This is a genomic window from Micromonospora sp. NPDC050686 (assembly GCF_040654475.1).
GTDB lineage: Bacteria > Actinomycetota > Actinomycetes > Mycobacteriales > Micromonosporaceae > Micromonospora.
On record NZ_JBFAID010000005.1, the window covers coordinates 215,840 to 230,013 of the forward strand.

Genomic DNA, 14,174 nt, shown 5'->3' on the forward strand with positions numbered 1-14,174 from the left:
ATCGACAGATTTACCTGAACTGTCAAGGTTCCTGTCGACAAGCCGCCAGTCCGGTACCCGTCCGGCCACGGAACGTGAAACTGATATTCCCGGCCACGAGGAAGCTGATGACGACCTCCCCCATCGAGCGAGCGGCCGACTCGTTCGCGGCGGAACTCGCCCGGCATCGCACCGGTCGCGGCCTGACCAAGAAGCAACTGGCCACCCTGATGGGCTTCGACCCGTCCTACGTCAGCCACGTCGAGGGGCGCCGGCACCGCCCCACCGAGGACTTCGCCCGGCGGGCCGAGGCCGTCCTGGAGGCCAGCGGCGCGATCTGGCAGCGCTTCCGGGAGTACGACGAGCTCCGGCACGCCCGGTCCGCCCCGCCGCACCGGGAGCCCCCGGCGCCCGGGCAGTGGATGCCACCCGGGACCGGCCTCATCGTCGAGCGGGAACAGGCGTCGCTGCGCTACGCCGACGAGGCGTACCACTGCGTCATCCGGCGGGAGCTCTACAACGCCGGCACCGAGCCGGTCACCCGCTACCTGGTCCGGGTCGCCGTCGACCGCTACCCCAACGACCCGGGCCGCTCCAACCGGCACCATCGGGAACACCCGCTGACCTTCGCCGAGCTGCGGCTGCGCGCGTACCGGGAGGACAGCGGCGAGCGGGAGCCGATGCACTGGCGGGCCAAGCACGACCGGGACGCGTTCAAGGAGATCTGGCTCCTCTTCGAGAACGCCGACGGGCGCTTCCCGCTCTACCCCGGCGACCGGGCCACCATCGAGTACGCGTACCAGGTCGGCCGGGAGAAGTGGGGGCCCTGGTTCCAGCGGGCCGTCCGGGTGCCCACCCGGCGGCTGGAGGTCTGGCTGGACCTGCCCGTGGAGGCGGACCCGCAGGTGTGGGGGGTCGAGACCTCCCTGTCGGCGGAGGAGGGGCCACTGCGTACGCCGGTGGTCCGGCGCGTGGACGGCGACCGCGCCATCTTCGAATGGGCGACCGACGACCCGCCGCTGAACGCCCGGTACCGGATGCAGTGGCGGTTCCGGAGCCGGCGGGTCGACGCCGACCCGTCCCGGCGGCCCGCCGTCGCCCGACCCAGCGACCGGATGCGCGCCCTCGGCGTCGTCCAGCGCGGTGCCGACCTGCTGCGCCAGCCGGCCCGGCAGTTCGACCTGCCCCGCGACGAGCGGACCGCCCGGGAGGTGGTCGATCGGCTGGCCGCCACGCTGGACCGGCTGGACGAACTGCACCCGTTCAGCAAGGGCGTCGGCATCGCCGCACCGCAGCTCGGCCTGGGCTGGTCCGCCGCGATCGTCCGGCCGCCGGACCGCACGGACGAACCGGTGGTGCTGCTCAACCCGCGGGTGGTCGACGCCGCCGGGGACGCCGACGAGCAGTACGAGGGCTGCCTCTCCTTCTTCGACCACCGTGGCCTGGTGCCCCGGCCGCTGCGCGTCGACGTGGAGCACGCCCAGTGGGACGGCAGCCGGGTGATCACCGCCTTCGAGTACGCGATGGCGCGGCTGGTCGCCCACGAGATCGACCACCTGGAGGGGCGGCTGTACGTGGACCGGATGGCGCCCGGGGTGCCGCTGGTCCCCGTCGAGGAGTACCGGGAGACCGGCAACCCCTGGCGGTACTGACCGCCGCAGGGGGACCGGGCCGCGTGCCCCAGGGGGCAGGGGCACGCGGCCCGGCTGGGGGGAGGAAAGTCGTCAGACGGTGCCGAACGTGTCGTACCGGATGTGTTGCGGGGGAACCCCGTCCTCGGCGAGCGCCCGCAGGGCGGCCCGGACCATCCGGGTGGAGCCCGACACGTAGCAGTCGTGCGAGGTCCACGGCCCGTACCGGGTGACCACCTCGGAGATGTCCCCCTGCTCGCCGTCGAAGTCCGGGTCCTCGCTGCACGCCGGGGTGACCGACAGCCACGGGTGGGTCTCCACCAACTTCTGGAGGCCGAGGAGCGCGTACAGGTCCTCGGCGCGGCGGGCGCCGTAGAAGATGTGCACCCAGCGGGTGCGGTTGACCTTGGTCAGTTCCTCGACGAGCGCCTTGATCGGGGCGAGCCCGACGCCGCCGGCGACGCAGAGAATGTCCCGGGTGGACGCGGTGTCCAGGGTCATCGACCCCATCGGCGCGGCCAGCCGCAGCAGGTCCCCCGGCCGGGTCCGGCGGACCAGCGCGCCCGACACCCAGCCGGCCCCTTCCGGCGTACGGACGTGGAACTCCAGCACGTTGTCGTCGTTCGGGGCGTTCGCCACCGAGTAGGTGCGCCACACCCGCGGGTGGTACCGGGGCACCTCCAGGCTGACGTACTGGCCGGCCCGGTAGGGCAGCGGGTGCTGGAGGGCGCGGACGGTCAGCACGGCGGTGTCCGGGCCGCGCCGCTCGTGGGTGAGCACCTCGGCGTGCCAGTACGGCGGGTTCTCGTCGGCCTCCGCGCCGGCCAGCATCTTCGCCGTGATCGCCTGGTACGCCTCCCGCCACGCCTGGTCGTACTCCAGGTTCCAGGCGTCGCGGGCGATGCCGCCCAGCGCGTCGAGCAGCGCGACGCCCATGGTCTCGTAGTGCGCCGCGTCGACGTGGTACTTCCGGTGGTCGCGGCCCAGCGCGCGCAGGTACTCGTCGAAGCTCTCCGGGTCGTCCACCGTCTGGGTGGCGGTGACGATCGCCTCCAGGATGCGATTCCCCTGGCCCGCCATCTGCACCGGGAAGAGCTGCCGCAGGCTCGGGTCGAGGAGGAACATCCGAGCGTAGAAGTGCTCACTCAGCCGGTCCCGATGCTCCTCCACCAGGGCCCAGCTCTCCTTCAGCAGCCGTGCGAAGTTCTCCACCGGGGTTCGCTCCTTGGGGGACTGCGGATCGGACGCCCACAGAATGTCCACGGAGCGTGTGCGCCGGTCGCACAGAGTGTGCGACCGGCTCGCATCGCCGATCCGGTCGTGCCGGCGGGCCGCCCGGTCGGGCAGAGTGGTGCCGTGACCGTTGAGCTCACCCGCCCGGTGTCCCGCCGCACCCTGGGCACCGAGACGCTGCTGGTGCTCGGGTTGTCGCTCGGGCAGTCCGCGGTCTACGCGATGGTGTCGATCATCGCCAAGCTGACCGCCGAGGGGCCGCTGTCCAAGCAGACCGCCTCGCTGAACACCTCCCATTCCGCCCGGCCGTACCTGGACCTGACGTACCAGCTGCTCGGCATCTGCTTCGCGCTGCTGCCGGTGCTGCTCGCCGTACACCTGCTGGCCCGGGACCCGGGCGACCCGGCGCGGACGCTCGGCGTCGACCTGCGGCGGCCCGGGTCCGACCTGGCCCGCGGCGCCGGGCTGGCGGCGCTGATCGGCCTGCCCGGCCTGGCGCTGTTCTGGGCGGCGGCGCAGCTCGGCGTCAACGCCACCCTGGTCCCGGCCGCCCTGCCGGCGCTCTGGTGGGCGGTGCCGGTGCTCATCCTGGCCGCCGTGCAGAACGCCGTCCTGGAGGAGGTGATCGTGGTCGGCTACCTGGTCACCCGGCTGCGCCAGCTCCGGTGGCGGCTCGGCGCGGTCATCGCGGCCAGCGCCCTGCTACGCGGCTCCTACCACCTTTACCAGGGCTTCGGCGCGTTCGTCGGCAACGCCGTGATGGGCGTGATCTTCAGCCTCTTCTATCTGCGCACCCGCCGGGTGGCCCCGCTGATCGTCGCGCACACCCTGCTCGACGTGGTCGCCTTCGTCGGTTACTCGCTGCTGCCGAAGGAATGGTTCAGCTGGCTCTGACCGGATCCCTCCGCCGGCGCTGAGCGGCCCGGCGCCGGCCGTGACCCAGCCGCGGCCGGCCGGTAGGCCCAGATCGCCCGCGCGGCCAGCCGGTCGGCGGCCGCCGCGTCCCCGGCCGCCGCGACGAGCACCGCGGCCCCCGGCAGCAGCCGGGACGCCAGCCGCAACGCCAGCCAACCGCCCGCCTGCGCACCCAGCGGCAGGGCCAGCCGCCACGCCGCCTCCGCCGCCCACGGCCACGGCTGCGGCTGCGCCCGCGGCCCGTCGGCGGCCCGGGCCGCCGACAGCGCCGCGCGGGCGCTCGGCGCGTCCGGATGCACCCGGGTCAGCACCAGCAACTCCACCGCCCGTTCCGGGTCGGCCGGGTCCCGGCCGTACGTCGCCGCCAGGCGCAGCACCAGGTTGGCCTGGGTCCAGAGCACCGCCGCCAGCTCGGCCACCGGTGCGAACAGTCCGGCCACCGCCGCACCCGCCCCGCCCATCCCGGCCAGCCGCACATACCGCCGGCTGGCCAGCCGGGCCAGCGCATCCGGGGCCGCCGCCGGGTACGCGGCGCGCAGCCGCTCGGCCCAGTCGCCGGCGCGCGGCCCGAGCGCCTCGACCGCCGCCAGCGCCAGCAGCTCCGGCGCGAGGCCGGGATGGTCGCGCAGCCGCGCGGTGAGGGACGCCAGATCCAGTTCCCGGGTACGCCCCGCCGCGCGTTCCGCCGCGCCGGCCACCGGCTCGGTTGCCGGCTCGGCTGCAGCGGGCGGGCCGGCCGGGGTCGGCTCGCCCGCCGGGGTGGCCGTCTTCCCCGGGGTGGCCGATTCGCTCGGGGTGGCCGTCTTCTCCGAGGTGGCCGGCTTCTCCGGGGTGCCTGGTCCGGCCGGTGCGGCCTTCGGCACGGACGTGGTCTTCCGGACGGCCTTCTTCGGGGCGGCCGCCTGCCGGGCCCGGGGTACCCGCTTGGCGCGGCTGGGCCCCCCCGTGGCCTGCGGGTCGGGGGCAGCGGCGTCACTCGGGAGGGCGGTCGGCGCGGCGGGGTCGGCGGTGCCCGGCTGGGCCGGAACGACCGTGGTCGGGCCGGTGTCGGCCGCGGCGGGCTCGGGAATGCCCGGCTGGGGCGGCAGGATGGTGGCCGGCCCGGTCCGGTCCGTCGCCGGTGACGCCTCCGCCGTCGGGTCGGGTGCGGGATCACCGGCACCGGTGCTCGGCTCGCCGACCGGCGCGGGCGCCCGCCCGGTGGCCGACTTCCGGGGCCGGGCCACCCGCTCCGCTGGTGCCCGGCGGGCCGCCGCCTTGCGTGCCGGGTTCGAAACCGGCTCCGTCGCGTCCGTCTGCGTCGTGTCTGGGGGGCGCGGGCTCAACGGAGGATCGGCGGGAGCCGGCCTCGGCGTCCGGCCGGCGGGTGCCGTCCGCGTCCGCCCACGGACCGGGTCACCGCCGCCGGTGGTCGTCCGCCCGCCGGCCGGGTCACCACCGGCGGTCGCGTCGCGGTCGGGAGCGGGGACGCCCGCGCCGGCCGGATCCGGCGGCTGGAAGAGGACGTTCGGTGCCGCCTTGGCCCGCGGTGTCCGGCTCGCCGGGCTCTCACCCCGTGCAGTCGACCGCCGGCTGTCGTCGTCCGACTCTGGTCCGGTGGCCGTCGGCGGGGTGAAGGTCGCCTTCGGTGACCGGCTGCGCCGTGGGCGCTGGGCGGGCTCGTGGGGCGGGTCGCTGGGCGGCTGCTCCTGCATATCGACGAAGCCTAGTCTTGAACCGCCTGCGGCACAGCGTGGAAACGCAGGCGCCTCGACCTCATGCGGGGGGCGCTCCCGAGCCGGCCCGCTAGTCGCTTTGCTCCCGGCCGGGCCGTACCTGTATCCTCGGGCGCGGTGGTCTCCGGACCGCCGGGGAGACTTCGCCTAGTCTGGTCTATGGCGCCGCACTGCTAATGCGGTTGGGGTCTTAAAGCCCCTCCCGGGTTCGAATCCCGGAGTCTCCGCGCGAAAGCCGGGTGTGTAGACTGGCCGAGCACGAGCGCCCGTAGCTCAATGGATAGAGCATCTGACTACGGATCAGAAGGTTAGGGGTTCGAGTCCCTTCGGGCGCACGAGGTTTCACCTGCGGAAACGTCCCTCAGGCGATCGAAAGCGATCGAACTGAGGGGCGTTTTTGGTGCCTCTCCAGGGGGCGCCGACGCCTCAAGCGTCGGCAGAAAACTTCTCAGAGTGGCCGAGCTCTACTCTCATAGTGGTCGGCCCGCAATCTGTGATCACGTCGATGCCTTGCTTCACACGACGCGCTGAGCAGCTCGGACTCTGCACCTCATAGCCGTTGTCCAGCTGCGCAACCGCACCGAAGGTCGCGGCTGCGCCGACGCGAAGAATCCGCCGGGAAGACCTCATGGAAGCCATACGCGCTGAATCGGCGACTGTCCAACGTCGTCTACGCCCGCGAGGTCACCGACCAGAAACGCATGCAGGCGGCGGATCCGGGAGGGCATTCGGGGACGACTCTGCTATCCAGCGTGACCGACCTGACCCCGGACATCGGCCCTTCGGGCAAGCCACTTCCCGGACCCGCCACCAGCCAGCCTAAACCCGCCCCCGAGCGGTGTCTTGACATGAAGGGGTGTCGTGGGGCGGACAGCGCGCCATCGTCAAGATGGCCGGCCGGCGTACCGGCCGACCATCTTGGTTCGGGTTTCCGCATCGATATCCGTCCTGCGGCCCGGCGCGATCATTGCCGGGTGTGATACCTCGGCGGCTGGGGGTCAGCCCGCACTGAGGTTGGTGCGGCGGACGATCCACCAGACGGCGAGGAGAGCCACCGCGGTCAGGCCCAGGTAGCCGGTCGCGACGATCAGGTGGAATTCGGGGATCCGGCTGCCCGGCTGGTACTGCAGGTGGTGCAGAAGATGGTTGTCGAACTCGCAGGAGAGGATCTTGCCGCCATCATTGTCGGGCGGGCAGAGGCGTTGAAGGTCGACGCCGCTGAGTTGGCGCCCGGAGGCGTCGAACGCGCCGGACGGCCCGTCGGCACCGTATTCGATCATGCCGCCGTTGACGACCAGGGCGTTGTCGCGCAACAGACCACCGTCCGGGCCGCCCACTCGTAGCTGCGCGGACAGCGGCTTCATCAGGGTGGGGTAGCGCCACTGGACGAGGTAGGTCAGGCCGATGAAGCCGACGATCACGCCGAACACGGCGGGGAGCGTGCGCTTGATCGCGGCGCCGAGTGCGACGCCGACCGTGAACCAGCAGATGCTGATCGCGACCGGCAGCATCCCGGTGTTCAGGAACGGCAGGTAGTCGAAGAGGGTTCCCGGAGCGACCAGGGTCATCGTCCGCTGCAGGTGGTCGCTGACCCCGGCGACGGCCGCGGTCACCGCCGTCACGAACAGGCCGAGCATGCCCAGCTTGGTCCACAGCCAGCGCTGAGGGGACACGTCCTGGCTCCAGGCCAGCAGCAGGGTTCGCTGCTCGTGCTCCCTGGTCAGCAGCGGGACGCCGATGAACACGCCGATCAGCAGCGGCATGTACTGCACCAGCCGCGACAGGGCGCCCAAGGTCAGGACCAGGGGCGAGGACCCGGCGAGCTGCTCGCCTTGTGGGGAGTTCTCCGGGCAGTACGCGTTGCCGCACTGGTGCCACAGGTCTGTCAGTTCCATGGACAGGTAGGTCATCCAGCCCACCAGGACCGCGGCCAGGACGAGCATGCTGATCAGCGACCAGCGGTGCTGCCGCCAGGTCAGCCACAGCAGACCGCGGAAGCCCCCGGCGTACCCGAGATCGTCCTGGCGCTTCGTGGGGGTCGCTTGGGTGACCGGGCTCATGCCGCTGTCTCCAGATCACGGTGTGCCGAGGACGATGCCTTGAGGTAGGTCAGGATCAGCTCGTCCAAGGTGATGGGCTGGGCGGTCCAGCCGGGGGCGACGACGGCGTGCGCCGCCGGTGACGCCGGCTGCCGGAGCACGAACATGGACTGGCGGTCAGTGTGCCGCTCCTGGACGATCGCGCCGGGGCCCGGTGGCTGGTCCGCGCGGGGTCCGGTCAGCCGCACGTGGCTGTCGAGCAGCTCCTCGACATCGCCGGTGAGCAAAGGCCGGCCCGCGTCGAGCAGCAGCAGATGGTCACCGACGCCACTGAGCTCGGCGATGATGTGGGTCGACAGCATGACGGTCATGTCGCTGTCGGCGGCCTCCGCCATGAGTTCGCCGGTCACCTCGGTGCGGGCCACCGGGTCCAGGTTCGCGAGCGGCTCGTCCAACAGCAGCAGCGCCGGACGGGAGCCCAGGGCGACCGCCAGCGCGACCTGCGCCCGCTGCCCGCCGGACAGCTTGCCGCAGCGGCGATCCAGGGGGATGTCGAAGCGCTGAAGCCACGACAGCGCCCGCCGCTGGTCCCACACGCGGTTCATCGACCTTCCGAAGCGGAGCATGTCCGACACGCTGAAGTCCCGGTACAGCGGCTTGTCCTGGGCCAGGATCGCGACCCGGCTCCCGGCAGAACGACCCCCGTTGGAGGACCTGCCCTGCACCACCGGCCGGCCGTGGACCAGCAGCGAGCCGCAGGTGGCCGCCAACGTACCGGCGATGATGCTCATCAGCGTCGACTTGCCCGCGCCGTTCGCGCCGACCAGCGCGATGATGCGGCTGGGGGGCAGTTGGAAGCTGCACTTCCGTAGCGCCCAAACGGTGCCGTAGCGCCTGCCCACGTCGCGGGCTTCCACGGCGATGGACTGCTCGCTCATGCGGCGCCTTCCTTCTTCTGGAACCCAGCGTCCGGTGCCGGTTCTGCCTGCGTCCGGGCGCCGCCGGTCGGGGCCCTGCGCGCCGAGTTCTCCACGATCACCGAGGCGAGCAACGCCTGGACGTCCTCGTCCTCCAGACCGGCCTCGCGGGCCTGGCCGAGCCACCGGGCCAGGCTGCTGCGTAAGCGGGCCATGACATGGGGATCCGCGTGGCCGAGCGTTCCGCTGACGAAGGTGCCCGCCCCCTGCCGCGCCTCCACCAGGCCGGACAGCTCCAGTTCCCGGTAGGCCTTAAGTACCGTGGTCGGGTTGACCGTGCATGAGGTCACCACGCTGCGCACGGTGGGAAGTTGGTCCCCGGGCTGCAGCGTCCCGATTCGTAGCCCTTCGCGCACCTGCCGCACCAGTTGGGCGTAGGCGGGGACGCTGCTGGATCGGTCGACATGAAAGTTGATCACCTGGTGGTCCTCCTTGTCCGCTCCGGGCATCGCGGATTGTTCTGGTAAAGTAGAACACCAGTTAACCAGCATGACAAGGACCTACCCGGGCGGCTGGCGGCATCGAGGCGACGAGGACTTCCAGCACGGCGAACTGCTTGCGGGTGAGCGCGACGTAGCGCCCGTCGCGGAAGACCTCCCGGCGGAACGGGTCGAGCGGCAGGCCCGCGGAAGCCTTGTCGTCGATCCGGTCGGCAGCGGTGAGCATGAGGATCGGGATGCCGCTGCCGGAGGCGACGATGCGTCGGGCGACCTCGTCACCGGAGGGGCCGGGGATGTCGCGGTCGAGGACGGCGAGGTCGTAGGAGTTGACGCTGAGCAGTTCCAAGGCGCTGTCACCGTCGCCGGCGACGTCGGCGGCGATCGCCTCCAGCCGCAGACCGTCACGGACTGCTTCGGCCAGGGACGGCTCGTCCTCCACGATCAGTACGCGCATGTCTGAACCTTCTGACCGGCACAAAATATCGCCGATGTGTGCACACTCGGCAACGCCTCAGCCTGCCGATGCCGGCGCGGGGCGGGGCTGGTCCGACGGCACCTCCGCCGCGCTGCGCCACCCGCGGCGCGACGCCAGCCCGGCCAGCACGGCGCCGGCGGCGTTGACCAGGACGTCATCCACCGAGGACACCCGGTCCAGCCGCAGGACGTACTGCGCGGTTTCGACCAGGACCGAGCAGCCTGCCCCGAGCGCCAGAATCCGCGGCACGGACGCCAGCGCCGCGAAACGCATCGGAGCGAAGAACCCCAGCGCCGCGAAGATCAGCAGGTTGCCGCCGACCCCGAGCGGCCCCATCGTGACCAGGTCCCGCAGTGGGACCAGGCTCACCCGGCCGGGGACGACGCCGGCCCCCGGGCCCGGCATCAGGGTCAGCCACACCATGGGCACCGTCCCGTAGATCATGCCCACCTCGGCCAGCGACATCCGCCCCGCCGAGGTGACGCCGGTGGCACGTCGACGGAGCGCCAGCGCCCACACCACGAGCGCGGCCAACGGCAGCCCGACCAGCATCATCAGCACCACACCGTTCTCCGTGTCGTAGCAGCCGTGCCACCGCCCGGTCAGGCACCTCGGAGCGGACATCATGAGCGGCCGCCGCAGACCGAACGCCGCGCTCGCCAGGCAGAGGACCACCAGGCTGGCGAGCACGATCCGAGGCGTACGACGGGGCGGTGTCGACGGAGACGCGCTGTGGTTCATGCCCCCATTAGAGACGGCGGGCTGTTGCGGTGGCGTAAGCAGTTCTGGATACGTCCCCGATTGACGTCCGGACAGATCTACGTGAGGCTATGGAAGCGCTCCCAACGGCGAGCTTCGACCCCCTAGGAAGGGAAAGCTCGTGCGTCCCACCACAGCACTGCTTCCGGTCGTGCTGGCCACCGCCCTCGGCGGTCTGGCCGTGCCGGAGCCCGCCCTGGCCGCGGCCGGCCCGGCGCTGGCCGTCGACGCCACCGCCGGTCGCCACCCGATCAGCCCGTACGTCTACGGCATGAACTTCGCCGACGAGGCCCTCGCCCGGGAGTTGCGGCTACCGGTGCACCGGTACGGCGGCAACGCCACGACCCGCTACAACTTCCGGGTCGACACCACCAACCGGGCCTCGGACTGGTACTTCGAGAACATCCCGAACGACAACCCGGACCCGGCCAGCCTGCCCAAGGGCTCCGAGACCGACCGCTTCGTGCAGCAGAACAAGGCCACCGGCACCGAGACCATCATGACCGTGCCGATGATCGGCTGGATCGCCAAGGACCGGTCGAAAGCGTGTGGCTTCAGCGTCGCCAAGTACGGCCCGCAGGAGTCCACCGATCCCTGGGCGCCGGACTGCGGCAACGGGAAGAAGCCGGACGGCAGCCTGGTCACCGGCAACGACCCGAAGGACACCAGCGTGGCGGTCGGGCCGCAGTACGTCGCCGACTTCGTCACTCACCTGAAGGATCAGTTCGGCGCCGCCGGTGCCGGCGGAGTCCGGTTCTACAACCTGGACAACGAGCCGGACCTGTGGCACGCGACCCACCGCGACGTCCGCCCCGCCGGGCTGGGTTACGACGAGCTGCGCGACCGCACGTACCAGTACGCCGCGGCGATCAAGGCGGCCGACCCGGGGGCGAAGACGCTCGGCCCGGTCGGTTGGGGCCTGAACTCGATCTTCTATTCCGGGCTGGACCAGGACACCTGCGGGCGGACCGGCTGCTGGTCGAACCCGCCGGACAAGGCCGCGCACGGCGGCCAGGACCTCGGCCCGTGGTACCTGGACCGGATGCGCGAGTACGAGCAGCAGCACGGCACCCGGATTCTCGACTACTTCGACGTGCACCTCTACCCGCAGCAGTCCGGCGTCAGCGGACCGGACGCCGGCGACGCCGCCACCCAGGCGCTGCGACTGCGCTCGACCCGCCAGCTCTGGGACCCGACGTACGTGGACGAGAGCTGGATCAACCAGCCGGTCCGCTTCATTCCGCGGCTGCGCGACCTGGTCGACCAGCACTACCCGGGCACGAAGGTCGCGATGACCGAGTACAGCTGGGGCGGGTACGGGTCGCTCAACGGCGCGCTCGCCGAGGCGGACGTGCTCGGCATCTTCGGCCGCGAAGGGCTCGACCTGGCCAGCCTCTGGACCGCGCCGACGGCCGACCAGCCGGTGGCCAACGCGTTCCGCATCTACCGCAACTACGACGGCAGGGGCGGCGCGTTCGGCGAGACCTCCGTCCGGGCCACCAGCGCCGACCAGGGCCGACTCGCCGTGTACGCGGCCGAGCGCACCGCCGACAAGGCGCTGACCCTGGTCGTGGTCAACAAGAGCGGCGACGACCTGACCAGCCCGGTGGCCCTCACCGGCGGCTCCGCCGGCAGCGCCCAGGTGTACCGCTACAGCGCGACCAACCTGGCGGGGATCGTCCGGGCGGCCGACCAGCCGGTGACCGCCGGCGGCTTCACCGCCACCTTCCCGGCCAACTCGATCACTCACCTGGTGCTGCCACGCGGCGCCGCGCCCGGCGACACCCAGCCACCGACCACCCCCGGCAAGCCGGCCGCCGGCACGATCACCGGCGACAGCATCGCGCTGAGCTGGGCGCCGTCGACCGACGACACGGGCGTGACCGGCTACGACGTGCACCGGGTCGACGCCACCGGCACGGTGAAGGTGGGCAGCGCCACCGGCACGGCGTACACGGTGACCGAGCTGACTCCGGACACCCCGTACACCTTCGTGGTCACCGCACGGGACGCGGCGGGCAACGTCTCGGCGGCCTCGCCCGGGCTCACCGTGCGGACCGCGCCCACCACCACTCCGACCGGCGGCTGCTCGGTCGGCTACGCGGCGAACAGTTGGCCGGGCGGCTTCACCGCGACCGTCACGATCAAGAACACCGGCACCACCACGATCGACGGCTGGAAGCTGGCCTTCGACTTCCCGACCACCACCCAGAAGGTCGATCAGGGCTGGTCGGCCGCCTGGAAGCAGAGTGGGGTGAGCGTGACCGCGGAGAGCATGAGCTGGAACGGCCGGCTGACCCCCGGCGCGTCCACCAGCATCGGCTTCAACGGCTCGTGGACCGGCGCCAACCCGGCACCGACCGGCTTCACCCTCAACGGTCAACGCTGCGGCTGACCCGCGACGGCCCGCTCCGCCGATCAGTCGGCGGAGCGCGGCCGGGCGAGGACTGGCGGTACTGCTACCTCGACGGCGCCCTGGTCCGCGAGCCGATGGATGCCAGCCGCCGCTGAGCCATCCGCCGGTCCGGCTGCGGACCGGCGTCGGGTCGACCGAATCATGCGTAAACGTCGATGTTAGCGCCATCATTATCCCGACCATGGGTGTCCGGCCCGGTCCGTGGCGCTGGGCAGGGTGCTGCCCAGCGGGAAGTCGGCGAGGAAGGTCCCCGCCCGAGCGCTGACGGCGTGCGACGGGCTGAGGTAGCTAGCGCGTTACGACTTGACGAACGTCATGTTATCGCCCACATTCGATGGTCAAGGCCGACGACACCCGTGGCTTACCGGGCGAGCCCGCTTCGTCGGATCTCGATTCACGCGTGCGCCAGAGCATGCGGGCGTTGTTGTTAGCGCTAACAGCTCCCTCATCGGAGGAGGATCATGTCTGCCTTTGGTAGGTCTCCATCCCTCGCGCCGCCGTCGCGGCGCGGGCGTCTGCTGCGGGTCGTCGCCGCCGGCGTGACGGCATTGGTGGTCGGTGGCGCCGCCGCGGCGGTGGTGTCGACCCCCGCCGCCGCGGCGACGGTCGACACGAGCGCCTGGTACGTGCTGGTCAACCGCAACAGTGGCAAGGCCCTGGACGTGTACAACCTGGCCACGAACGACGGCGCGCGGATCGTGCAGTGGGCGCGCAACGACGGCAACCAGCAGCAGTGGCAGTTCGTCGACTCGGGCGGCGGCTACTACCGGTTGAAGTCGCGGCTGTCCGGCAAGGTGCTGGACGTCTACAACTTCTCGACCGCCAACAGCGCCAGCATCGTGCAGTGGACCGATCACAACGGCACGAACCAGCAGTTCCGGCTGGCCGACTCCGACGGCGGCTACGTCCGGTTGATCAACCGGAACAGCAACAAGGTGATGGAGGTGCAGGGCGCCTCGACCGCCGACGGCGGGAACATCGTGCAGTACGACGACTGGAACGGCAGCAACCAGCAGTGGCAGCTCGTCCGCGTCGACGGCGGGACCAACCCGACCACGCCGCCGCCGGGCGGTAGCTGCGATCTGCCGTCGACGTACCGCTGGTCGTCGACGGGCGCGTTGGCGAACCCGAGGTCGGGGTGGGTGTCGCTGAAGGACTTCACCCACGCTCCGTACAACGGCCGGCAGCTGGTGTACGCGACGACGCACGACACGGGTACGTCGTGGGGGTCGATGAACTTCGGACTCTTCACGAACTGGTCGGACATGGCCTCGGCCAGCCAGAACGCGATGCCGTTCTCGGCTGTCGCGCCGTCGCTGTTCTACTTTGCCCCGAAGAACATCTGGGTGCTGGCCTACCAGTGGGGCGGGCCCGCGTTCTCCTACCGGACGTCGACCGACCCCACCAACGTCAACAGCTGGTCGGCGCACCAGACGTTGTTCACCGGCAGCATCTCCGGCTCCGGTACCGGGCCGATCGACCAGGCGCTCATCGGTGACAACACGAACATGTACCTGTTCTTCGCCGGTGACAACGGCAAGATCTACCGGGCCAGCATGCCGATCGGGAACTTCCCGGGCAGCTTCGGCTCGAAC

10 protein-coding genes, 2 tRNA genes and 1 pseudogene are annotated in these 14,174 nt (G+C 71.5%); 6 read left to right on the forward strand and 7 right to left on the reverse strand.

Features of this window, described 5'->3' with window-relative positions; all coding sequences use genetic code 11:
• The first annotated feature begins 107 nt into the window (after positions 1-107).
• Positions 108-1,631 carry a peptide deformylase gene (locus AB0H57_RS07470; protein WP_357503685.1) on the forward strand — a complete coding sequence of 508 codons (1,524 nt, stop codon included), beginning with the start codon at positions 108-110 and terminating at the stop codon, positions 1,629-1,631.
• A gap of 72 nt (positions 1,632-1,703) precedes the next feature.
• Here AB0H57_RS07470 and AB0H57_RS07475 read toward each other — a convergent pair whose 3' ends face one another.
• On the reverse strand, positions 1,704-2,822 hold the full coding sequence (locus AB0H57_RS07475) for a globin domain-containing protein (RefSeq protein WP_357503687.1): 1,119 nt from the start codon (positions 2,820-2,822) through the stop codon (positions 1,704-1,706).
• 144 nt (positions 2,823-2,966) lie between these two features.
• Between AB0H57_RS07475 and AB0H57_RS07480 the strand changes: the two genes are divergently transcribed.
• Positions 2,967-3,737, forward strand: a complete 771-nt coding sequence (locus AB0H57_RS07480; protein ID WP_357503689.1) for a CPBP family intramembrane glutamic endopeptidase — start codon at positions 2,967-2,969, stop codon at positions 3,735-3,737.
• On the opposite strand, the gene AB0H57_RS07485 is transcribed toward AB0H57_RS07480, so the two are convergent.
• Positions 3,698-4,984: a hypothetical protein gene (locus AB0H57_RS07485; RefSeq protein ID WP_357503691.1), complete on the reverse strand. Its 1,287-nt coding sequence runs from the start codon at positions 4,982-4,984 to the stop codon at positions 3,698-3,700. The genes AB0H57_RS07480 and AB0H57_RS07485 overlap by 40 nt on opposite strands.
• 625 nt (positions 4,985-5,609) lie before the next feature.
• Here AB0H57_RS07485 and AB0H57_RS07490 point away from each other — a divergent pair.
• Positions 5,610-5,700, forward strand: a tRNA-Ser gene (locus AB0H57_RS07490).
• A gap of 35 nt (positions 5,701-5,735) precedes the next feature.
• A tRNA-Arg gene (locus AB0H57_RS07495) sits at positions 5,736-5,808 on the forward strand.
• Positions 5,809-6,471: 663 nt separating this feature from the next.
• Here AB0H57_RS07495 and AB0H57_RS07500 read toward each other — a convergent pair.
• The 5 genes and pseudogenes from AB0H57_RS07500 to AB0H57_RS07520 form a co-directional block, all read right to left on the reverse strand.
• Positions 6,472-7,533 (reverse strand): ABC transporter permease, encoded by a 1,062-nt coding sequence (locus tag AB0H57_RS07500; RefSeq protein WP_357503692.1) that lies wholly within the window; start codon positions 7,531-7,533, stop codon positions 6,472-6,474.
• Entirely contained in the window at positions 7,530-8,450 is a 921-nt protein-coding gene (locus tag AB0H57_RS07505) for an ABC transporter ATP-binding protein (protein ID WP_357503694.1), read from the reverse strand. The genes AB0H57_RS07500 and AB0H57_RS07505 overlap by 4 nt, the downstream gene beginning before the upstream one ends.
• Positions 8,447-8,908, reverse strand: a complete 462-nt coding sequence (locus tag AB0H57_RS07510; protein WP_357503732.1) for a GntR family transcriptional regulator — start codon at positions 8,906-8,908, stop codon at positions 8,447-8,449. Before AB0H57_RS07510 ends, AB0H57_RS07505 begins: the two co-directional genes overlap by 4 nt.
• A gap of 103 nt (positions 8,909-9,011) precedes the next feature.
• Positions 9,012-9,383: pseudogene (locus tag AB0H57_RS07515) on the reverse strand (response regulator); the annotation flags it as partial.
• 57 nt (positions 9,384-9,440) lie between these two features.
• Positions 9,441-10,145, reverse strand: coding sequence for a VanZ family protein (locus AB0H57_RS07520; protein ID WP_357503696.1), 705 nt, complete (start codon positions 10,143-10,145; stop codon positions 9,441-9,443).
• 139 nt (positions 10,146-10,284) lie between these two features.
• Between AB0H57_RS07520 and AB0H57_RS07525 the strand changes: the two genes are divergently transcribed.
• A complete protein-coding gene (locus tag AB0H57_RS07525) occupies positions 10,285-12,558 on the forward strand; it encodes a glycoside hydrolase family 44 protein (protein WP_357503698.1) in 2,274 nt (757 codons plus the stop codon).
• 482 nt (positions 12,559-13,040) lie between these two features.
• A partial coding sequence (locus AB0H57_RS07530; protein ID WP_357503700.1) for a non-reducing end alpha-L-arabinofuranosidase family hydrolase occupies positions 13,041-14,174 on the forward strand: 1,134 nt, incomplete at its 3' end.

Coding starts and splice junctions, on each gene's coding strand:
- AB0H57_RS07470 (WP_357503685.1), top strand. CDS start 108: ATGACGACCTCCCCCATCGAGCGAGCGGCCGACTCGTTCGCGGCGGAA.
- AB0H57_RS07500 (WP_357503692.1), bottom strand. CDS start 7,533: ATGAGCCCGGTCACCCAAGCGACCCCCACGAAGCGCCAGGACGATCTC.
- AB0H57_RS07505 (WP_357503694.1), bottom strand. CDS start 8,450: ATGAGCGAGCAGTCCATCGCCGTGGAAGCCCGCGACGTGGGCAGGCGC.
- AB0H57_RS07520 (WP_357503696.1), bottom strand. CDS start 10,145: ATGAACCACAGCGCGTCTCCGTCGACACCGCCCCGTCGTACGCCTCGG.